The organism is uncultured Roseibium sp. (assembly GCF_963675095.2).
Taxonomy (GTDB): Bacteria; Pseudomonadota; Alphaproteobacteria; order Rhizobiales; family Stappiaceae; genus Roseibium.
On record NZ_CAXXSJ010000056.1, the window covers coordinates 148,914 to 170,843 of the forward strand.

The window sequence follows — 21,930 nt, forward strand, 5'->3', positions numbered from 1 at the left end:
AAGACGGACGAGCCGGTCCGGCGCTCTCTCTCCACCGGACGGGCTCAAACCCGTCACGGCCTCCCTCTCCCTCTCAGGGGAGATCGAACTCCTCGGCTATCCGAACCGACGTCCATTCTCGGTGAAGGTGTATTCGTTCGCGGCAATGGTTTCGTCGACGGCCGCGTCCGAGGTCAGATATTCGTATTCGCGTTCGAGCTGGCGATAGAGCCAACGCGCGAGGTCACGAAGCGCCTCGATCACGGCACCTTCCGCATCAGCCGTCATGTCCTGCCAGGTCGAGCTATCGCGTTCGACCGCGATCGCCATGCAATATTCATGGTAGTAGCGGTCACGATGAACGACGCCGGCGTGGAGCTGGTAAAAGTTGCGCCGCTGGATCACCTGCAGTGCATCGGCGATCCGGTGCAACTCGCTGTCCTTCGGCGCGTGATCGCGGATATGGCGGGGTGCGGCCCTGGCATAGCGATAGCGCCCCTCGAAGCAGGCCCCGTCGCCCTGACTCCAGAATCCGGAGAAGAAGATGCACGATTTCTGCCTTGTGCCACCTCCGTAGAGGCGAACCGGCACAGTTTGCAGCTCGACGCCGAGGATGGCGCAGATGTGCTCGAAGTCGTCGAAGACGAACTCGAACCAGTCATGGTCGAAGCCGACCTGCCGATACCATGCGCGGGCCGCGTCTTTGGCGGCGTCCCGAAAGCTCATCGAGCCGATAGACAGTGGTTTCGATGATCTCAGGCATCGGGATCGCCTCCATCGAGCACTTGGGCAAGCCAGCCTCCGGTATAGGTCCACGCCACGGTCTTGCCGGTGGCGAGATCGAGAACGTGAGCCCCGCCGCCGAACGCATCGAGACGCACGCGCGAGCAGGTGTTGGCGTATTGGAAGCCCCACAGCCCAGTGAGGCCGAATGCGGCGGCGCAGCGTTTGACGAACTGGATGACATGCTCCGGGTCGCCGGTGACTTCGTCGCGTATCCAGAGGCTGGTGCCGCCATGCTCGGGAACGATGGAAAGATCGAACCCTTCCGAGGGCGGATTTTCCGATGTGTTTTCCTCGGACAGGCGGTTATAGAGATCGAGCGCATGGGCGGCGTTGTCGGGTGTGCCGACGTCGAGCACGCAGGAGAAATGGGTGAAATAGTCGGCCATGATGGACTCCTGAAACGAGAACGCCCGGCACATCGGCCGGGCGCAAGTTGGAATTTTGGTGTGCAGGAAGAGCGCCGGATGCGGGCTATTCGGCCGCGACCGGCTGCTGCTCCTCGTCTTCGGATTCGTCGTCCTCGGTGAGGAACGCGGGCAGCGTGTCGGTCTCGTCGTCGGGCTGCTTGGCGGCGTCCGCGTCGAGCGGTGCCAGGCGCAGCGGCTCGGGAAGCCAACCGCTATCGGCGAGAAGCCGTTTCAGCCTCCTTCGCCATGTCGCCCTTCTTCAGATGGTCGATGAGCTGCGCGGTCGCTTCGTTCTTCGCCTCGCGCACCGCTTCGAGAATGCGCGGCTTCGTGACCCTGCCGAGATAGTTGCCGACTGTCGGCCGCCAGCCCACCTCCACCATGTCGAGAGCAACGGCGCGCGCGAGCCGGTCCGCTTCGCGAATGCGCTGCTGCACGCCATGCGTGGTCGGGCCTGCGCCATAGGGGTTGGCCTTCTCGTAAAGCGCATTGACCCCGAAGGAGACGCAGTGGGCGAGAAGCGCCATGCGGCTCGCATCGTCGAGACCGTCGATCTTCGCCCAGAGTGCATCTTCATCGGTCGGCAGATCGGCCTGCCAGGCTTCCTGGCGCTCGTCGATCGCTTTGGCCGATGCGCTGTTCTTCAGATCCTCGGCCTGAACGGAGAAGAAGATGTGCCGGACCGAGGCTTCGAGGCAGCCCGTCGACGAGACGTGCTGGAAGGTGTCGCGGACGAGCTTGTGGAGCAGCGCGGTCATCGCGACATGTGGGTTGCTCGCCAACGCGTCCCGCAGCGCCAGCGTCCGGTGTGCCGTCAACTCGGTCACCAGACGCTCGGGCAGCGGCTTGACGACATCCTCGTCATCGTCCTGACCCGGCTGTTCTCCGCCGACGGTAGTCACCGTGCGCTGGACGGTTCCGGTCAGATTACTGGCACCTTCCTCACCGCCAGCGGCACACCCTTCGGTATCGCCGTCGGCGACTTCATCCTCGGGACGGACATAGCCGCGATCGATCGAGAGCCGGCCATCGTGGCGGATGCTGACGAAGGCGCCGGCGCGGGGGATTTCGGCGGGATCATAATGGACGGGACGATTTTCGAAGGCCTCGAGGGCATCTTCGATCTCGCCGAGCCGCGCATGGACCTCATCGGGCAGTTCGTCCGCCTCGGCATATTCGGCTTCGAGGTCGTCGAGCTCGTTGCGCAGTGCCTCACGCTGGGCGCGTTCGTCTTCGGCCAGATCGACCGGCGTCCCGGTGATCGAACGGAGGCCCTGGGTGTGGCCATAGGGGAAGTCGGCCGCGACCTCGATCCACTTCCAGCCTTCGCCGGCGATGGTTTCCGCTTCGGTCTTCAGCTTGTCGGCGACGAGCTGCTCCAGCAACGGGACATTCTCGATCCAGCCCCCGTCGTCGTCCTGGAAGAGATCGCGCAGGACGATGCCGCCGGCCGCCTCATAGGCGTCGGTGGTGACGAAGCGGACCCGCCGATCAGACGCCCGGACGGTGTTCTCCGTCAGCATCCGGCGGATCTGATAGGGTTCCTTCGACCAGCTATGTTGGATCGATTCCCAAACTTGCTCCTGGCGCGCATGGTCGGACGAGACGGTGAAGGCCATGAGTTGATCGAGGGTTATCTCGTCCTCGGCATAGGCATCGAGCAGCGTCTCCGAGACGGTGACGAGCTTGAGCCGCTGCTTGACGATGGCGGTCGAGACGAAGAAGCGCGCGGCGATCTCCTCCTCGGTGAGGCCCTGGTCGCGCAAAGTCCTGAAAGCCCGGAACTGGTCGAGGGGGTGCAGCGCTGCGCGATGGGCATTCTCGGCGAGCGAGTCTTCTTCGGGCGAGATGTCGGTCCCGGCCTCGCGGACCACGCAGGGTACCGGCGTGGTCTTGTTGAGGCGCTTGGCCTTCACCAGAAGTTCGAGCGCCCGATAACGGCGGCCGCCAGCGGGAATCTCGAACATGCCGGTTTCAGCGCCGTCGTCATCGAGGACCGGCCGGACGTTGAGGCTCTGCAGGAGACCGCGGCGGGCGATGTCCTCGGCCAGTTCTTCGATCGAGACGCCCGCCTTGAGGCGCCGGACGTTGGACTGGGAGAGCACGAGCTTGTTGAAGGGGATGTCGCGCGAGGCGCTGAGGGTGATTTTCTGAACGGCAGGTGCCATCGTGATTTACTCCGCGACGGGCGCCGAGAGCCTCTCTCTCGACCTCAAACCCGTCACGGAAAAAGGCGCAGCCCTCTCACTCTCCTCATCCGGAGTGGGAGCGCCGCGCCGATGGGATGGGAGTGTCACCGCCTGTTTCGCAGCGACACCGCGGCGGCCCTGAGCAAGCGTTCGCTCTCAACGATGCTGCCGGCCAGCCGGGCCGCTTCGGCATAGACCGACAGCGGAAATAGCCCCTCGAAGAGGATGTCCCGCTCAATGCCAAGACCGAAGGGCAGAGGGATCGACCTGAACTCCGCGAGGCTGCACGAGCCCCATCTCGGGACAGCTGAAGCCGAGATCGGCGAGCCCAAACAGCGTGTCGCCGTCCGGCTCCATTTCGGTGATGAGCCAGGTGCCCGCGCCGACGGGATTGAAGAATTTCACCACCGGCACATGGTCGACATCGCTCTGCCGCCCATTGGCCAGCAGCCGGACGCGCAAATCGTCGGTCAAGAGGATCATGACACCCTCCTGTCGCAAGCAGGTTCAACCCGGTTCGTCTGATCGGCATCGTCCGGGGCGAAGGCAAGGAGCTAGTCAGCAGCCTTGCTCGCCTGGCTGGCGGCGCGGACGATGGCGCGATTGTCCTCGCGCAGGACCTCGAGCCAGGAGCCGATGTAATCGGCGTGCCGGACGGTCGGCGCGATGCCTAGCGAGGCGCAGCAGAAAGCGGCGTTGATCTCGGCGATGAGTTCCTCAAAGGCGTATTTCTTCGACCCGAACGAGCCAGAGAAATCGCGGTTAAGACGAAGGGGAGCGCCGCTGGCGTGACCGAGTTCGTGCAGGGCGGTGCGGTGCCAGTTAATTGGCTCGAAATAGGCCTGCGGCGGCGGCACCTGCACATAGTCATGGGCCGGCACGTAGAAGGCCCGGTTGCCGCCAATGCGGAAGTCGATCCCCGTCGCCGCAATCAGCGCCTCGACGCGCGGTTCGATCAGTCCGGCCGGCACCGGTGGCGCTGCGGTCGCTACGTCTTCCGGCAGGTTCTCGCACTGGTCGGTGTTGAAGACGGCGAAGCGTTTCAGGAATGGGATCGCCTGGACGTCCTCGCCGGTCTCGCGCGCGCGGCGCTTTTCATCCTCGGGCACGAAGCGGTCTGCATAGACGACTGTGGTTCCGCTTTCGCCCTTGCGGACATTGCCCCCGAGCGAGAGCGCCTGGCGGAAGGTCAGCCAGCTCTGGCCTGAAAAGCCGCGTTCGATCACGGCGCCCCAGAGCAGCAGCACGTTGATCCCGGAATAGGTCCGTCCTGTCGAGGCGTTCTGCGGCATGGACAGCGGCGCCTTGGCCGCCGCCGTTCCCCAGGGCTGAACCCACGGCATCCGGCCGGCCTCCAGTTCGGCGATGATCTTGTCGGTGATTTCGGAATAGAGGTTGGTCCGGTCGCCCCCGGCGCCGGATTTGCGGTTCTGTCTGGACATCTCGGGTCTCCGCGACGGGCGCCGGAGGCCTCTCCTCCAGCCCTCAACCCGTCACGGCAAACCGGGCCGCACTCTCACTCTCAAAGGGGGCGTTGCGGGGGAATCCCCCGCTCGAAGGGGTCGGCCGAGACGACAGGCTCGGCCGCGGGGGAAGGCTTTCCCCTCCCCACTCCTTCCAGAAATCGGTCAGTAAATTTCCAATTGGCGGCGCGGTGACATCCAGTCAGCCGATACTGATCAGGTCATCCCGTAGGCGGCTGGTGACCGAGTTCAACCGCCTTCCGGCGCTGTGAGGTGGATAGTGCGCTCCAGAACCGGTGCACGCGCGATGTCGGCATCTGACGGAGATCTTCGACATGTTGTGCTCGGCGAAGTTCGACCTGAAAGAAGGATGGGTGATGATCGATGTTGAATGCCTGGAGCTTCCAAAAGACCACGGCGGCATATTTCGGTGTCAGCTTCTTTTTTCGCCGGTAATAGTCGAGGGCGCCCGAGAGGATCGGGTTGTCTTCGGACCGTGCAAGTTGCTCCAGCGCCCGGATACAAAACTCCATCTGCATCTTCTGCGTGAGCTTGGTAAGATGGCGCTTCGCATCGGTCGGAGACAGCCGACGTCCATCCTCCAGCACGGCGACGTCGAATTGAAGAATACAGTGCGACCCAACCCACAGCCGACCATTGGTGTAGGCATTGCCGATCTCGAAATGGTACCGTAGTTCCTGCTGGCCGCAGAGCTGACAGGTTTCGATTGGCGCTTCGTGATCGATGGTATTCTCTGTAAATGACCATTCCGCGAAAGCATCGGGAAGCGTCCCAGCCACGGAGAGCGGCAGGATGCTGTCACGAACCCGCTGAGTATACCCGCTCATACGGTCCTCACTTCGCTAGTTAAGCCCGCTTATCTTAGCCTATTCGTTATTTAAGTGAAGCCATCATTGCTTAAATAAGCGTTGGGCATCATAATGGGGTATGAGCGATTCCGACCCCACCCAACGCCTTGGCTATTTCATAGAAACGCCCGTCGCAGGAGAGACGGTGCGCGCCTTCGTGCCCCCTCCGCTGCCGCCGGTACCGACGATCGACGTACTGGCGCTTCTGGACCGGCTCAGCCTTGCCGAGCGCGCCCTGGGGCGGCTGGACGGCATCACGATGCTGCTGCCGCGTCAGGAATTATTTCTCTATATGTATGTCCGCAAGGAAGCGGTGCTTTCCTCGCAGATCGAAGGCACGCAATCGACGCTCTCCGATCTGCTGCGCTTTGAGACTGAAGCACAGGCTGGTCAGCCGATCGACGATATCCGCGAGGTTTCGAATTACGTCGATGCCATGATGTATGGTTTGGAACGGCTGCAGGAACTGCCACTGTCTCTGCGACTGATCCGCGAGATGCATGAGCGCCTGCTGCAAAGCGGGCGCGGCGGCACCAAGGATCCTGGCGAGTTTCGCCGCTCGCAGAACTGGATCGGCGGCACACGCCCGGGCAATGCGCTGTATGTGCCACCGCCAGTCACGGAACTGGATGATTGCCTCGGGGCGTTTGAACGCTTCATGCACGAGGATCAGTCCCGCCTTCCGGCGCTCATCAAGGCCGGGCTGTTGCACGTCCAGTTCGAGACCATCCACCCGTTTCTCGACGGCAACGGCCGCATCGGCCGCCTGCTGGTCACGCTGTATCTCTGCGTCAATGGCGTGCAGCAAAAGCCGCTGCTCTATCTCAGTCTGTTTCTCAAGACGCACCGCGCTGACTATTACCGGCTTCTTCAAGAAGTGCGGGAGCACGGTCATTGGGAGGCCTGGCTCGACTTCTTCCTTGCCGGCGTGGCCGAAACGGCGAACCAGGCGTTCGACGCCGCCACGCGGATTGTCGATCTTTTCAAGGAAGATCGCGAGCGCATCACTGCCGAAAGCGACCGCGCCGGTTCGTCACTGCGCATCCATGAGCTGTTTCAGCAGCACCCGTTCCTGACCGCGAACCAACTCGTTGAACACACTGGCCTGTCGGCGCCGACGGTCAATGCGGCGCTCGCCGACCTCGAACGCTTCGGGATTCTTGAGGAGATCACCGGACGAAAGCGGGGCCGCGTCTTCAGCTACCGCTCCTATCTCACCATACTCAGCGAGGGCACCGATCCGTTGCCCACAACTACTTGAAGAAAGGGGGGCGGTGCCATGCGGATCAGGTTTGTCGAGATCTCGAATTTCAGAAAGCTGAAAGCTACGCATCTCGACTTCGATAAAAAGACAACAATTTTGGTCGGCGCCAACAATAGCGGCAAGACCTCCGCGATGGTTGCTCTGCGCATCTTTCTCCTCTCCCCGAGCCGCCTTGCGCTGCGGGACGTGACGATCGCGAATTGGACCAAGTTCGACCTCTTGGGGGAACAGTGGGAAGCGGATGCTGAATCGACAGTCGATTTTGACGCGCTCCTTCCCTCACTCGATGTCTGGCTTGACGTGCCGCTCAGCGAGATCCAGCACGTCGTCCACATATTGCCGACGCTGGATTGGTCCGGCGGTTTGCTCGGTGTGCGACTAAAATACCATGCCAAAGACCTGGAAAAGCTAAGGGCTGAATATCTCGCGCAACGGAGCGCCGCGCGGAACGCGTCGACCATCGGCCCCAAGGGCGAAGCGACAAAGATAGCGGTGTGGCCCCGCAGCCTGACCGACTTTCTCGAACGACGATTGCGGGCGCATGTCGAACTTTCGGCGTACCCGCTCGATCCGACTGCGGTCATGCCACCGGGCAAGAACGGTCTGGCGATACCTCAATCCTTGCCCGTCAATGCTCTTGCTTTCGACCAGCCTCCTTTCAAGAACCTCATTAAGATCGACGAGATTGCGGCACAGCGTGACTTCGCCGATGCGGGCGGCAACGACGGCGGAGAAGACAAGGGTGATGCACCCAGCCGCCGCTTCAAGCGCCGTTTGTCCGACCAGTTGCGCTCCTACTATGATCGCCATCTCGACCCATCCAAGACCACATCTGACAAGGACTACGAGGCGCTCGGGGCGATCCAAGCCGCCGAACGCAGCTTTGACGCGCGACTTGAGGCAGGGTTCGCGACTGCCTTTGAAGAGTTAGAAGACCTTGGATATCCGGGGATGAGCAACCCCAAGCTCAAAATCTCCACGCTCCTTCGCGCGACGGATGGGCTGAAACATGGCTCCTCGGTACAGTATCAAGTCGCTGATCCTTCCGGCGATGGCACCAAGACTCTCAAGCTCCCTGAAGACTATTCGGGCCTCGGTTATCAGAACCTGATCGCAATGGTGTTCATGCTGATGGGTTTTCGCGACGAGTGGATGCGCGTCGAAAAGGCGGGGCTCCTCCACGGCGTGGATGTGTCACACGAGATTCAACCACTCCACTTGGTGCTTGTCGAGGAGCCGGAAGCCCATCTCCATGCGCAGGTGCAGCAGGTCTTCATCAACAAGGCCTACAACCTTCTCAGAAAGCATGCCGATCTAGGTGCTGAGGACAGCTACTGCACCCAGCTCGTCGTCAGCACCCATTCCAGCCATGTTGCGCACGAGGCTGATTTTGCGAGCCTGCGATATTTTCGGCGCCGACCCGCTGCGAGCAAAGGAGAAACGCCAACCACAACGGTCGCGAACCTCTCTCACATTTTTGGCGACGGCGACGATACAACGCGCTTCGTAAAGCGTTATCTCAAGGCGACGCATTGTGACCTGTTCTTTGCGGATGGGGTCATCTTCGTGGAAGGTCAGGCCGAGCGCATCCTTGTACCACACTTCATTCGCCATCATTTTCCGGAGCTTTCACGTCGCTATGTCTCATTGCTCGAACTCGGCGGCAGCCATGTGCATAGTTTTCGGGATCTGATCGATGCACTCGGGATTGCAACCCTGATCATCGGCGACCTCGATGCGACTGCGGCCGTCAAAATTACAGACAAGAACGGCCACGAAACGACCCGCTGGAAGTCCGCGCGCCCCGAACGGGGCAAGGAGCAACAGACGGCCAACTCTGTTCTCAAGGAATGGCATCCGAAAAAGAAGCTGATCGACGAATTGGTGACACTTGCGCCTGAAGGGCACGTATCGGACGGGGGACAAGACTACGACCTCTACGTTACCTATCAGAAGCCGGTCAAAATCAATTCCAGCAGTCAGGACGATGTCATCGTCATTCCTCGAACATTCGAGGACGCCCTGATCCTTGAGAACCTCACTGTTGTCGAAAAAATTCAAGGCTCAGTGACATCGGGCAAGGTCCGAGCGATCGTTGCGCAAAATCTTACTGGAGATGATCTCGAAGACGAGCTGTTCGAGTTGCTGAAGACTGCCGAGAAAGCAGCATTCGCACTCGATTGTCTGATGCTGGAGGATCCAAAGGCCTTAAAAGCGCCGAGCTATATCGCAGCCGGACTTAAATGGTTCGAGCGGGCCGTCGGCAAAGATATTGCGGAAGGCGAACTCAAGACGGGGAAAGCCGATGGCGGACATTGAGACTGCGTCGGCGGACTTCGATGATGGCACCGACACCCAGATACGAGACTGCCTGAACCCTGTCAATCCGCAGAGCTTCTTCCTGTACGCGGGCGCGGGCTCGGGCAAGACGCGCTCGCTTAAGAACGCGCTGGAAACCTTCCGCGAAGATCACGGCACAGCTTTCAGGCGTAGCGGTAAGAAGATCGCGGTGATCACCTATACGAATGCAGCGGCCGATGAGATCGCAGAACGCGTAGGCGAGGATTCCTTGTTTCCGATCTCGACGATCCACAGTTTCTGCTGGAAGCATATTGGAACCTACCATAGCGATATCCAGGCATGGCTGCTCGCGACACTCCCCGCCGATCTAGCCGAATTGCACGAGAAGCAAGCAAAGGGGCGCGCCGGCACGAAGGCCGCCCTTGATCGCGAGCGCGCAATCGCATCTATCACGCGACGCCTTGAATGGCTCAGCACTCCTCGGCGGTTCACTTACAATCCGAACGGAGACAATTTCGGCCAAGACTCGCTGTCGCATTCCGAGGTGCTGAAGATCGCGGCGGCCTTCATCGAAACCAAGCCTTCGATGCAGGCCGTTCTTGTCAACAAGTATCCCTTCCTGCTCATCGATGAGAGTCAGGACACAAACAAGGGACTACTCGAGGCCTTCTTCGCACTCGCTGCGGCGAACAAGGGCAAATTCGCTGTAGGTCTGTTCGGGGATATGATGCAGAGGATTTTTCTCGACGGTCATCCGGAACTGGAGCGCCTGGTTCCGGATGATTGGGTCCGTCCCGTAAAGCGACTGAACCACCGGTCACCTCAGCGCGTAATCGCGCTTGGCAACGTGCTTCGCGCTCCGATTGATCATCAAAGCCAAGTGGCCCGCGACGATAGCGATGTCGGGCTTGTTCGCTTGTTTGTCGCCTCCAGTAGCACGCCCGACAAGCCGGCGTTCGAGCGGCAGGTTCAGGAGCGAATGGCTGAATTTTGCAGCGATCCTGATTGGCGGGACCAAGCAGGAGTGAAGGCGCTCACGCTTGAACACCATATGGCAGCGTCAAGGTACGGGTTCCTTGAGATGTTCCAGGCGCTTGACCGGGACTCGCGCCTATCGACCGGGCTTCGGACAGGAGAGCTGGCCGGCCTAAGGCTTTTTGCCGAGCGCGTCGCCCCACTAGTCGCGGCTGCACAGGCGAACAATGCCTTCGCAGTCATGGCTCACCTCCGCGCAACTTCTCCCCTGCTGAAGCGATCAGCAATTGCTGAGATGTCAATAGCCGACGATCCGTTGCAGCCAATTCGTGCAGGTGTGGACGCGCTGCTGGGCCTCTGCACCGAAAGCCCAGATGCAACCTTTCTCACCGTTCTCCAATGCGTGGCGGAACACGGGCTGTTCGAGATTCCTGCTGCCCTGCAGCCGTTTGTCGCCTTTGAGCCGAAGTCGGAAGCAGTCGAGGTTGAGCCGGCCAATGAAGACGCAGAGTCGAATGAGGAGGAGGCAGTCGCGGAGTCATCTCCCGAGAGCCTGGAGGCTTGGCGGGCATTTCTTGAGACTCCGTACAACCAAACTGTCCCTTTCGCAGAATATGTCAGCGATCGTGGTCCCTTCGGAACCCATCAGGGCGTTAAGGGCCTTGAATTCGACCGCGTATTGGTAATTCTTGACGACAGCGACACGCGAGGTTTTCTATTTTCTTACGATAAACTGTTCGAAGCCAAACCGCTGTCGGACACTGACCGCAAGCATCTTGCCGAAGGCACAGAAGGTGGGATCACTCGTACGCGCCGCCTCCTGTATGTGACCTGCACTCGGGCGAAGAAGAGTCTAGCACTAGTGGCCTATACCGAGGCGCCAGATGCTCTCACTGCATCTGCGATTCGCAATCAGTGGTTCTCGGAAGAAGAAATCGTACAGCTTTGACGTTTGCTGAAATGCGATTTATCGCGCGGGAGGCGGCACGGAATGCATCAAAGGAGCTTTGTCTCGAGTCTTTGTTTGCGCTCGCGCCAGTCTGGCATGGCTTTGTCCATCAGGCTGCGCCAGCGCGGCCCATGGTCGGGTTCAAAAGCGTGCGCCAACTCATGAACAATGACATAATCGATGCACTGTATCGGCGCTCGGACAAGATCTAGATTGAGGACCAAGCTGCCTTTCGGTGTAAAACTCCCCCACCGTTTCGTCATCGGACGGATTATCAACTTCGGCACGTCCATCCCTTCGGATGCAAACAGCGGAGCCAATTGTAGTAAGCGGAGCGGAAATTCTTGATGTGCCTCAAGCCGATAGAAATGGTTCAGCAGCGCCGCTTTGTGAATAGCGCTCTCGGTGTGCGGGGTTTCGAGGACAATCCTGTCGCCACTCAGATAAATGCGGGATGCAGCCCCTTGTCGAACGCGAAGCCTGTATTGAACGCCTCTTAGAAGGTGCGTTTCGCCACTGATATATTGCCGCGGTGGCGTTCTCGGACGGTACTGCTCGAAGTCAGCGATCTGCGCAGCGATCCACCCACCCTTGCGGCGAACCCGATCGTGGACCTCCTCTACCGTCGCATCGACCGGCGCAGTGACATCCACTAAGCCGGACGGTGCGACGGTGATCTTCAGACGTCTTCGCTCATCCCGACTGACGCGGTAGGTGATCCGTCGTCGCCCCCATTGGAAACAAGCATCAGCGGACACGGCCATCATCCTGCATGCGGACCCGTGCGGCCGAGAGCACCTCATTGACGATACCGTCCATCACGGCTGCGTCGAGGTCCACGCCGCCAGGACCCATCAACTCATCGAAAAAGAAGTCATCGATCGCATTGCGCATGTCATTTTGAATGTCACGATCATGTTGCCATCCAACGCGCCGACGATTCTCGATGATCTCGGTTAGCGACAGCGAAATACGCACCGAAAGGCGGGGATCATCGATCCCCGCGCGGCGCAGTTCCTTTCTGGCAATCCCCCAGAACGCAGTCTCGTTGCCCTTGCCACGCAGCTGATGCGGCGTCGGATCGTCTTCATCGTCACGGGCGTCGAGCTTGTCGCGCTGCGTTCGGATGCGTTCGAGATAGGCCTTCTCTTCCAAGCGACCGCGACGGAAGTCGTCGATGGTCTGGCGGATAAGTTTTGAAAACTTCTCGAAGAAGACAGGGTCCTCGTCCCACTTCTCCTCAATCGTCCGTAGCGTCCGGTGCGCAATCTCGTCCGCAATCGACGCATCCGAGCGCTTTTTCTCGCTCCGTGCCGCTTCGATTGCGCCATCGTCGAAAACGGCTAAGGGCTCCACGATCGTCGTGACTTCGTGCGCGGTGACGTGCTGGTCGAGCAAACTGCGCACACGTCGCTCATAGTCGCTCCAGTCCACCGCGTCCGCGTAACGAGCCTTCACATGGGCGCGCAACGCGAGAAAGCGCTTTTCGTCGGTTCGCCAGCGTTGCAGCCGGTCCGCGGGTGTTTCCTCAATGAAAACGCGGGAGCTGACAGCGACGGTAAGCGTGCGGGAGAACTCTGAGAGGCGGCGATAGAAGTCATCGCGCAGCGCATCGTCTGCGAGTTCTCGCGCGTAGGCTTCCTCATCGTAGACGTTCGAAACGCCAACGAAGAGATCTAGGAGTGCAGCGTGCTTCTGGGGAAGCGTGCGCGCTTCATCAGCGATTGCGCTGACCGACTGCTGCAGGTCGGCTTCGTCGAAGTCCCGCAGCGCGTCGTTGGCGGTCAATGCCTCGCCGAGGTGACGAAGCACACCGCAGTAATCTATGATAAAGCCGAACGGTTTTTCAGGCGCGCCATCCTCGTCGAAAACACGATTGACGCGCGCGATGGCCTGCAAAAGACCGTGCTCGCGGAGCGGTCTGGCCATGTAAAGCACTGTGTTACGCGGCGCATCGAAGCCGGTGAGCAGCTTGTCGACGACGATCAGGATGTCCGGTTCGCCGGGCCCCTTGAACTTTGATATTATGGTCTTGTTGTAACTCTCCTCGCCGCCGTGTCGCTCCATCATCCGGCGCCAGAACTTCACCACCTCGTCATCAGATTCCTCGTCTATGGCGTGTTCGCCCTCGCGCTGATCCGGTCCGGAGATGATAACCTCCGAGGTCACCTCGCCGAACTCGTCAAGCAGCTTCTTCAGAGCGATCGCGTCGCGTTTGGACGGTGCGACGAGCTGACCTTTCAGCCTGTCAGACTGGAAGTTGTCCGCGAAATGCCGACTGACGTCGAACGCGATGCAGCGCAGACGTGCTGACACGCCCATGAGCGTCCGAGGGCGGCTCATCTTGCGTTTAAGATCGGCTTTCTGTGTTTCGCTGAGGCCGAGGGTCACACGGTCGAACCAGGCATCGACCGCGTCTTCGTCGATATCCTCCTCGACGTGACGGCCCTCATAGAGCAGCGGCACGACAGCACCGTCCGCGACGGCATCCTTCATAGAATAGACCGGCTGCACGAGCGGTCCGAACTTGGTGAAGGTATTGCGCTCTTTCTTCGCAATCGGCGTGCCGGTTAAGCCGATCAAGCAAGCGCCCGGCAGCACGTCGCGCATCTTCTGGTGCAGGCTTTGCATGTCGCCGTACTGGCTGCGGTGGCTCTCATCGACGAGCAGGAAGATATCCGTGCTTGCATCGACCACGCGGCGCTTGTTGAGCCCGGCCTTGAACTTGTGAACGAGGGTCGTGATGACCGGCGTCCTAGCTTCGATGAGTTCGACTAGGTGTTCGCCCGTCTTGGCGCGTTCGGGCGACAGGCCAGTCGCCGCGAAGGTCTTGTCGATCTGGTCGTCAAGATCGGTTCGGTCGGTAACCAGCACGACACGCGCTGTGGGAACACTCATCGCGAGAGACTTCGCGAGCATCACCATGGTCAGCGACTTGCCAGATCCCTGCGTATGCCAGACAACGCCGCCGGCGCGTCGTCCGCCGTCGTCGCGCGCTTCTACACGCTTCAGCAGGTCCTTCACCGCAAAATATTGCTGATGGCGTGCCACCTTCTTCACACCGCCGTCGAAGAGCGTGAAGCGGCGCGCGAGATCGAGGATGCGCTCTGGGCGGCAGAGGCTTACCAGCATTTCGTCGAGCGGTGTGACGAAGCGGTCCCCCGCCTCACGCAGACCGTCATGCTTGCGGCGGTGGAGGCCGAAGTCCTGGAAGATCGCGTCCTGATCTGTTGTGTCGATCGCTCGGTTGACGACCTCGGTGACGTAATCGGGCGCGTCTTCGCGCTCGCGCCAGGCCGACCAGAACTTTGCCGGCGTGCCAACGGTCGCGTAGCGGGGCTCATGCGAATTCGCGGCGATGAGCAGCTGCGCCGTGAAGAACAGGTTTGGCGCACCGAGATCGGGCTTCTGATTGCGCAGATGCTGGCTGATGCCTTGCGCGACCTTTTCCTGGCTCCGCTTCACCTCGATGACGGCGAAGGGAATGCCGTTTACGAACAGAACGATGTCGGGGCGGATGCTCGCGCCCTCCGGCCAGTCGACCGGAAACTCACTCGTCATATGGAAGGCGTTCGCCCGTATACTGTCCGCGTCGAGGCCCCAATTGATGTAGCGGAACGGCCATTCGCGCGACTGGCCATCCACCGTCTGCGGCAGCGCGACGCCAAGCTGGATCAGGTCGGTCTGGCGCTCGTTGGTGCGCATCAACCCATCGAAGCGGACATCCTTGAGACGTTCGACGGCCGTCTCGATGTTCCCCTCTGAGAAGGCATGCGTGCGGCCGCTGGCGCGGATGCGGTTAAGCGCTGCAAGCTGAGTGCTCAGCGTGTCCTCAAGCAGGACGCCAGTGCGACGGTGCCTCCGCTGTCGATCGACCTCCGCGCGCGTGACATAGCGCCAGCCGAGCGCCGACAGCGTCATGAGCGCCTGAAGCTGCTCGCGACCAGCTTCGGAAAGGGAGAATTCCGGGCTTTCGGTCATTCTATGACCTCCGCATCTTCTCCAGCACCCTTCGCGGATCGTTTGGCTTTCGCCTTCGCGCCAGACTTCGGCTTCTCGATCCAGGCAAAAGCCCATTTGTAGCCAAGCGCGTGCAATTCGCGCGCAGCCTGGCGGAACGACACCAAGCTGAAGAAGGGGAGTTTCGGCTTATCAGATGCAGCAATGACGCTGTAGACGACGGTGAAATCACCACGGGTGAAGTCATTCCCGGAATTCGGAATGATGTCCTCGTAGCCGGTCTGTCCGGTTTCAGCCTGGACCGCGATCACTTCGTTCCGAACGCTGTCGCGCGACGGCGGGTCGGTCGCGAGGACGCGTGCGGAGACGGTCCCCTGGCTGAAAAGGTGACTGAGTCGAGACGAGGACGTCTTGTCCTTAACGTGGATCAGTTGACGCTCACGGCCGAGAAAGTCGCAGGCTTCGATCTTGCTCGCAGCACCTGTCGGCTTGATGAGCCGACGGTCTAGGCAGATCATGTCCGCATCCAGACCGGCGACGCGCTTGTTGTAGGTCTCTTCTGTCTCGTCAGCCTCAGCGGCAGGCATGTCGACCTTGCTTGTCGCGTCGAAAAACTCCTGCACCTCTTTGGCGAGGTTCTGGTCGACCTGGTACCAGCGGCCTCCAGAGAAGACGTAGGTCGAGCCATGGAGTTCTGTCTCGAACACGATGCATTCCCGCAACTTCCATTTCCCACCACAGTCGTGGCCATCATCATCGACTTCGTGGACGGTGTGATTGCGGAGGTCCTCGTCCGAATAGCCGGCTTTCTCGCGCTCCTTCAATGCGTCGAGGTAACCGGGCAAGTCGAGGTCGGCATAAAGCTGCCAGCTGCGAAAACCCTTGTAGCGGATGAGGCTTGATTTCTCAGGGTCATAGATGACCGGAAAGGCGAGGTGAATACCGTCGGTCTCGCCTTCGTCGACCGCCTTCGCCAAAGCTTCGATCAGCTTGGCGTCCAGCTTGTCGATCAATTCTTGCTCACGGATGTGGCGAATCTGATCGATCCAGCCGAAGTCGGTCTTGTAGTCGGTCTTCTGATAGATCCCATACGCGTCCGCACAGGCCTGGGCGAGCTCCGCGATCTCAAGCTTTCGGTTGAGCGTCAGGCCGTCGGTCCCCGCCACATAGGAGCCGAAGCCTGCATCTTTGGGCGTCCCTGTCAGTCCACGGACGAGGTCGCGCTCTATGTCAATGGCGAAGGCAGTCTGATCGGAGCCCCGGCTGGTCTGCGTACGGCGGGACAGCGTATTCTCATCCGGTGTCCGAACGTCCGCGCTCTTCAACTGCTTCGGGTCAACGGCGTTGAGGACGACCCGCAGCCCGAAATCCTGCTCGAACGTCGCAGGATCAAGCTTGACGTGACCCATGCCAAAAGACACGGCGAACCAACGCCCGGACGCCTGGACGAACACGAGTCCGAAGGCTGTGTGGTTGAAGACCTTCTTCTTCTCGTCTTCTGACAGTTCAAGAAAGCCCGCCCATTTCGGCGCGCCGCCGCCGAGCGTTGCCAATGAAATGAGTGCGCCTTCCAGCTTGTCCCATGGTGTTAGGTCTACACCGTCGCGAACTGCGTCAGCGGGGGCGAGGCCATCTCGCAAAAGGCGAACTGAAAGCTTCTGTGTGTTGCTCATCCGGCAGCCTCCATTTCGGGCGCATGAGGAGGCGGGGTGTGCTTGATTGCGATCGTGACGGTCTTCCCGGTTTCCAGCACCTGCCGGACAATCTCGCTGAGTACAGCGGATTGCTCTATCGACGTGCCGATCCAAGATCCGGCCACGAGCCCGACGAACTCCGAATTGTTGATTCGACGACCGACGTTCTTGAAGGTCAGAACCTTGCCACCGCGCGGCCCCGTGAATAGACCAGCGGCATCCGCCCGCTTCCATAAATCGAGAGGCAGATAGATACCCTTGAAGAGCCCTTTGTCGTCCGGGTTGAAGACAACGCGCGGACAGAACTTCAGGAAAAACGGGTTGTCCGAGAAACGGAACCCGTCAGGGTGCTCACCGCTGGGGAGCTTCCTGAGCTCCTCCAGCAGGGCCTCCATCCGCTCAACTTCGTCGCAGAACTGATCCTTCGCCTGCCAACGAAATTCCACCTCGTCTTCGCGCTTCTCCATCGCCTTGTATTGGACCATCACGAAGCTGCGGTAAGCTTCGTTGAAGTAGATGAGGTCGGCGCCGGTCTGTTGTTCGAGGGGCAGACGGTTGGCCATGATCACCGTCAACCGCTTCGACGAATCCTCTTCGCTCGCGAACACCTTCGAGCCGTAGTGGGTGATCTCGCCCACAGCTTCAAAGCCCGGCACGGTCGAGAAGTCGGACAAAAGCATAGCATCTTCCCGAACCTGTGCGCCCGGGAGTCCATCAAGGAAGGATTGCTGTGAAGCGTCCGTCGGGGTCCACGCTAAAAGGTCGTCTCGCGACATGCCAGCAATCTCGAGTGCGAGGCCGAGCGTTTCCTTCTGGTAGGCGAGGTTTTCGCGGGCACGGGGCTCGAGCCGCCGCAGCGCTTGGGCGCGACGCTCGGAATAGCGCGCAAGGCGTGGGCTGACGGTCTCATCGATTTGCGTGATACGATCAACAAATGCGCCGAGCGACTTCGGTGGGAGCAAGCCGCCTGTTTCCAAGCGCTGCTTGACGTGCCGGGCAACGCGTATGTCGATACCAGCAAGGATCTCATCGAAGCTCACGGGCCGCTTCAGCGGTTGGAGTTCTTCGAGATTCAGACGGACGAGGCCTGTGCCCGCTGACTGTCCTTTTCGTCCGCCGGCGATGTGCGTGATGAAGCCATCCTCGAAGGACGCGAAGACGGCAAGCGGGGCGCGACGGCTGTGGTCGAAGCGCGGAACAGGTTCCGAGACAAAGGGTTTCGGCGAATAGAACGAACCGCCGTGTTCGGCTTCGTCGAGAAGCAGCTTACGTCTGTCCTTCGGCACCTGAAGGATGTAGCCGCCGGCCGCCACCATTATTCAGCGGCCTCCGTGGTCAAGGCGTCGCCGCTGAAAAGCCGCTGCATCAAGGCGCGCTTCTGGTGAGTGAAGCAGCGCAACTCCTGCTGGAGCAGATCGATCTCCCGGTCTGCAGCATCAAGGATCGTTGCTGCACGATGGCGCCGCTCTGCGTCCATCAGGGGAACCCGGTAGTCCTCAATGAATTCTGCCGGAACACGGCGCTGTCCGGCGCTGCCGGTCATGTAGCGCTCACCGTTTTTGCGGAATGCTCTCGCCATCACGTGGTGATGGAGGAACCGCACATCGCGCTTATCATGGGCGCGCAGCACATGGAACTCCGTGCTCCCGAAGCCCACTCCAGAATGCAGGCCGAAGACGTGTCCGCCTTTGCCGTTCTCAAAGCAAGGCGTGATCTTTGCGACGAGAACATCGTTATCGATGAAGCCTGTATATCCGGATCCAATGGCGGCCCGCCTCCTCGCTTCATTTCTTACAAGTCGGCCGTCCTCGGACATCGCTTCCATTGGAACGAATGTCACCAGCTGTTCGGGCTCTACATGAGGGCTGCGGGGGTTGATCTCTGCAATGTCGCCAATACGGCCGTTCCTTTCGCCGCCGTCGTGGAGAAGTTGGCGTGTGATCTCGGCCTTGCGGTAAAGCTTGGCGACGATGCCTTGGTTGGCGCCCCGTATTGCGCGATCCCAACTGTCGAAGGCATCGGCCAAATGGAGTTGCTCCGCCATAGGCGGAATATCGAACTCCCATTCCAGCCAATCTTCGAGCTTGAACACCAGTTTCTCGATATGCACGCCGATGCTTGAATGGAAGCAGGTCTGCTGGAAATAGACCGAGTGCGACAGGTGATTCAAAAACCGCACATCGAGCCCGGCCTTCGGTTTGAGCGCGACGTATTCGTTCGACACAACGGCGCTATCGAGCGATGGCGGAACGATGCCGCACGCGCCATGTGAAATCTGGCGCTTCGAAATCAGAAAGTCGTCCGCTTTCACGAAGAACTGGGTCTTTGTGCGAATATCTCGGCCAAAGAGGATCTCACGGGGCACGATCCCGCCACGGCTACGTCTGGCGGTAACCAACTGATAGCGCTCATCGTCCGCGAGCTTCGCCGGCCGAAAGACCGGCTCCAGGAACTCGCCGATCGGCGCGCGTGTCCAACCGTCAGGTTTCCGGCAGAGTTTTGGAATTCCCGGTTGGACGCTCGGAGGGTAGGCACTCACGGCTCGCGATGCCGCATCCTCGGTTTCGTTGTCCAGTTCGATTTCGGTGGCCAGGGCTTCGGACGCGCTCATTCGTCGCCTCCCTGTGCCTGCGCGAGCTGCTGTTGGCGCCAGTCCTTGTAAGTGAGCCCGTCACCCTCGCGCCGCCACATCGCGGGACCGCTTATGTTTCCCCCGTAGACCACCGCGGCAGCTCCAGACGGCGACGAAAAGGCGACATCCCGGGCGAAGGTATAGTGCTGGCCGTCCGCGCTCTTCACCAGGACGCCGTCCTCGACCAGCTGGCGACGCTGATCCTTCGCACCGTCATGGATGGTGTTGGTTTCCTTCACCCGCGCCAATGAACCGGCGAGCACGACGAACTCGCCACCAGCTTCACGCGCCCGGGCATTGGTACCGGCTTCGGTGAACGTGAAGATCGGTTCGTCCGCGCGCGCCGGACCGTCAGCGTCGCCGCTTTCCGCAGCGCGGCGCAGAACATCGAAACCAAGCACAGGCAGCAAGATTTCGATTTCAGACAGGAAGCCTTCCATGTCGGCGATTTCGGGTTCCGGCAGCCCCTTGAAATCGGGCTCGGTCCCATTGACGAGAACGGCGCGCGAAGCTGCCCGGATCAGCGCCATGATGCGCGCTTCGAGATAACGTCCGTGTGCCTTGGTGAGATTCTCGTCCTTGGAAACGATCAGGCAGACGCGGGTGAAGAACTGTTTGGCGTCGTCGGAGTCATGACTGGCGAGCCGCGTGCGGACGCTGTCGCTTTCACCGACATAGACAAGCGTGCGAGCGGTATTGTCCGGGTCCGGACCCATCAGGAGGTACACACCGGTACGCGAGGCTTCCTCGCGCTTGATGAGGTCGGGCAGCGCCGTGCGTGGCGCGACGACAGCCTTCCCCGACCAGTTACCAAGCTCGGCCGTGATCACCCCCGTCGGCGAGCCGTCGACGAGAAAGAGCTTCAGCGTGCGTCCGATGCGCCGCGCGCGGTAATTTGCAGCGTCAGACTTCAATGCCGAGCTCCTTCAGATAACGGTTCATCTCGGCTCGGGTTTCGGCGAGTTGCCGGTCAAGCTCGCGGATCTCGTTCTGCACCGCCTGGATGTCGATCTCCGGCTCGGGCTCGAAGGTATCGACGTAGCGCGGGATGTTGAGGTTGAACTTGTTGCGCTCAATCTCCTCGAAGGAGGCACGATGCGAATAGCGATCAATCTCGCGGCGCTCGCGCGCGGTTGAGATGATTTTAGCCACGTCCTCGTCACGGAGGTGGTTCTGGCGCTTTCCGGAGCCGAATTCGCGGCTGGCGTCGATGAAGAGCACGTCGCGCTCGCTCTCTCTTGCACCGCTAGCCTCGCGGGCGCGGTCAAACACCATGATACAGACCGGAATGCCTGTCGTCGGGAAGAGTTGGGCAGGCACGCCGACGACCACGTCCAGGAGATTGTCGCGGACGATGCTCTCGCGGATGCGACCTTCTGCGCCGCCCCGAAAGAGAACCCCGTGCGGCGCGACGACGGCGACCCGCCCTTCACCCGGGCGGGCAATCGCCAGCATGTGCAGGATGAAGGCGTAGTCACCTTTGGACTTCGGCGGCACCCCTCTCGCAAAGCGCCGGAACGGATCATTCTCGGCGTTCTCAGCTCCCCATTTGTCGAGGCTGAATGGCGGATTGGCGACGACGGTGTCGAAGCGCATCAGGTGATCGCCTTCGAGCAGGGTCGGGCCGTTGATCGTATCGCACCAGCGGATATCCGCGGCATCGCGGCCGTGCAGAAACATGTTCATGCGGGCGAGCGCGACGGTCTGTCCGTTCGCCTCCTGACCGTAGAGTCGGAAGTTGTTCGTCCCGACCTCTTCACCGGCGCGCAACAAGAGCGAGCCCGAGCCACAGGCCGGGTCACAGATCAGCGCACCGTCTTTCGGAGCGGCGAGCTTGGCGACGACTTCGGAGACTTTGCGCGGGGTAAAAAACTCCCCGGCCTTTTTGCCCGCATCCGCCGCGAACTGCTCGATGAGGTAGATATAGGCTTCACCGATCGCGTCTTCGCTGACGGTACTGAGATTGAGGCTCGGCTTGGCGAAGTCCTCTAGCACGTTCTTCAGGCGACGGTTCCGGTCTTTGGTCTGGCCAAGACTGATCTCGGAGTTGAAATCGATATTGCGGAAGACGCCGTTCAGCTTCGGCTCGTTCGCCTGTTCAATGGCGTCGAGCACCATGTTAATCAGCTCACCGACGTTATCGCGATTGCGGCGCTCATAGAGGCTGCCGAAGCTCGAGAGAAAAGTCTCGACGACCTCACCCTTTTCGTTTCTGTACTCGATCTCCTTGAGCTTGAAGCGCTCGCGCTCAAGGCGCCGACGAATGCGGAGGTCGCGCTGGGGGTGGTCGCTGAATTCCTCCAGCATTTCCTGATAATGTTTGTTCCAGACGTCGCTGATGTATTTCAGAAAGAGCAACGCAAGGATGTAATTCTTGTACTGCTCCGCGTCGATGACGCCGCGAAACGTGTCGCACGCCGCCCATACCGCATTGTTGATGTCTTCTGGTCTGGTCATGGGGG

At 60.4% G+C, this 21,930-nt stretch carries 12 protein-coding genes and 4 pseudogenes; 3 read left to right on the forward strand and 13 right to left on the reverse strand.

Annotated features, from left to right (window positions below; all coding sequences use genetic code 11):
- Nucleotides 1-96: 96 nt before the first annotated feature.
- From ABIN98_RS22090 to ABIN98_RS22115, 6 genes and pseudogenes are all read right to left on the reverse strand, one after another.
- Nucleotides 97-742: pseudogene (locus tag ABIN98_RS22090) on the reverse strand (antitoxin of toxin-antitoxin stability system).
- On the reverse strand, nt 735-1,151 hold the full coding sequence (locus ABIN98_RS22095) for a hypothetical protein (RefSeq protein ID WP_346913194.1): 417 nt from the start codon (nt 1,149-1,151) through the stop codon (nt 735-737). Before ABIN98_RS22095 ends, ABIN98_RS22090 begins: the two are co-directional and overlap by 8 nt.
- Nucleotides 1,152-1,236: 85 nt before the next feature.
- Nucleotides 1,237-3,340 (reverse strand): annotated as a pseudogene (locus ABIN98_RS22100) (ParB/RepB/Spo0J family partition protein).
- A 125-nt stretch (nt 3,341-3,465) separates the two neighbouring features.
- Nucleotides 3,466-3,844: pseudogene (locus tag ABIN98_RS22105) on the reverse strand (DUF2958 domain-containing protein).
- A gap of 74 nt (nt 3,845-3,918) precedes the next feature.
- A pseudogene (locus ABIN98_RS22110) lies at nt 3,919-4,803 on the reverse strand (ArdC family protein); the annotation flags it as partial.
- Between the two features lie 242 nt (nt 4,804-5,045).
- Complete coding sequence (locus ABIN98_RS22115; protein ID WP_346913198.1) at nt 5,046-5,672, reverse strand: hypothetical protein; 627 nt, start codon at nt 5,670-5,672, stop codon at nt 5,046-5,048.
- A gap of 100 nt (nt 5,673-5,772) precedes the next feature.
- Between ABIN98_RS22115 and ABIN98_RS22120 the strand changes: the two genes are divergently transcribed.
- From ABIN98_RS22120 to ABIN98_RS22130, 3 genes are read left to right on the forward strand one after another with little or no spacing between them, the layout of a single operon-like run.
- On the forward strand, nt 5,773-6,954 hold the full coding sequence (locus ABIN98_RS22120) for a Fic family protein (RefSeq protein WP_346913200.1): 1,182 nt from the start codon (nt 5,773-5,775) through the stop codon (nt 6,952-6,954).
- A gap of 18 nt (nt 6,955-6,972) precedes the next feature.
- Nucleotides 6,973-9,276: an AAA family ATPase gene (locus tag ABIN98_RS22125; protein WP_346913202.1), complete on the forward strand. Its 2,304-nt coding sequence runs from the start codon at nt 6,973-6,975 to the stop codon at nt 9,274-9,276.
- Nucleotides 9,263-11,182: a UvrD-helicase domain-containing protein gene (locus ABIN98_RS22130; RefSeq protein ID WP_346913204.1), complete on the forward strand. Its 1,920-nt coding sequence runs from the start codon at nt 9,263-9,265 to the stop codon at nt 11,180-11,182. Before ABIN98_RS22125 ends, ABIN98_RS22130 begins: the two co-directional genes overlap by 14 nt.
- 47 nt (nt 11,183-11,229) lie before the next feature.
- On the opposite strand, the gene ABIN98_RS22135 is transcribed toward ABIN98_RS22130, so the two are convergent.
- Genes ABIN98_RS22135 through ABIN98_RS22165 form a run of 7 tightly spaced genes read right to left on the reverse strand, consistent with a single transcriptional unit; the run spans nt 11,230 to nt 21,925 of the window.
- The gene (locus tag ABIN98_RS22135) at nt 11,230-11,940 is read right to left on the reverse strand and encodes a SprT family zinc-dependent metalloprotease (RefSeq protein ID WP_346913206.1); all 711 of its coding nucleotides are present in this window, start codon (nt 11,938-11,940) and stop codon (nt 11,230-11,232) included.
- On the reverse strand, nt 11,930-15,163 hold the full coding sequence (locus ABIN98_RS22140; RefSeq protein ID WP_346913208.1) for an HsdR family type I site-specific deoxyribonuclease: 3,234 nt from the start codon (nt 15,161-15,163) through the stop codon (nt 11,930-11,932). The genes ABIN98_RS22135 and ABIN98_RS22140 overlap by 11 nt, the downstream gene beginning before the upstream one ends.
- Nucleotides 15,160-16,815, reverse strand: coding sequence for a DUF6119 family protein (locus ABIN98_RS22145; protein ID WP_346913210.1), 1,656 nt, complete (start codon nt 16,813-16,815; stop codon nt 15,160-15,162). The genes ABIN98_RS22140 and ABIN98_RS22145 overlap by 4 nt, the downstream gene beginning before the upstream one ends.
- A complete protein-coding gene (locus tag ABIN98_RS22150) occupies nt 16,812-18,152 on the reverse strand; it encodes a hypothetical protein (protein ID WP_346913212.1) in 1,341 nt (446 codons plus the stop codon). Before ABIN98_RS22150 ends, ABIN98_RS22145 begins: the two co-directional genes overlap by 4 nt.
- Nucleotides 18,152-19,447 (reverse strand): hypothetical protein, encoded by a 1,296-nt coding sequence (locus ABIN98_RS22155; protein WP_346913214.1) that lies wholly within the window; start codon nt 19,445-19,447, stop codon nt 18,152-18,154. Before ABIN98_RS22155 ends, ABIN98_RS22150 begins: the two co-directional genes overlap by 1 nt.
- A complete protein-coding gene (locus ABIN98_RS22160) occupies nt 19,444-20,382 on the reverse strand; it encodes a GIY-YIG nuclease family protein (RefSeq protein ID WP_346913216.1) in 939 nt (312 codons plus the stop codon). The genes ABIN98_RS22155 and ABIN98_RS22160 overlap by 4 nt, the downstream gene beginning before the upstream one ends.
- Nucleotides 20,372-21,925, reverse strand: a complete 1,554-nt coding sequence (locus tag ABIN98_RS22165; protein ID WP_346913218.1) for a type I restriction-modification system subunit M — start codon at nt 21,923-21,925, stop codon at nt 20,372-20,374. The genes ABIN98_RS22160 and ABIN98_RS22165 overlap by 11 nt, the downstream gene beginning before the upstream one ends.
- Nucleotides 21,926-21,930 lie beyond the last annotated feature (5 nt).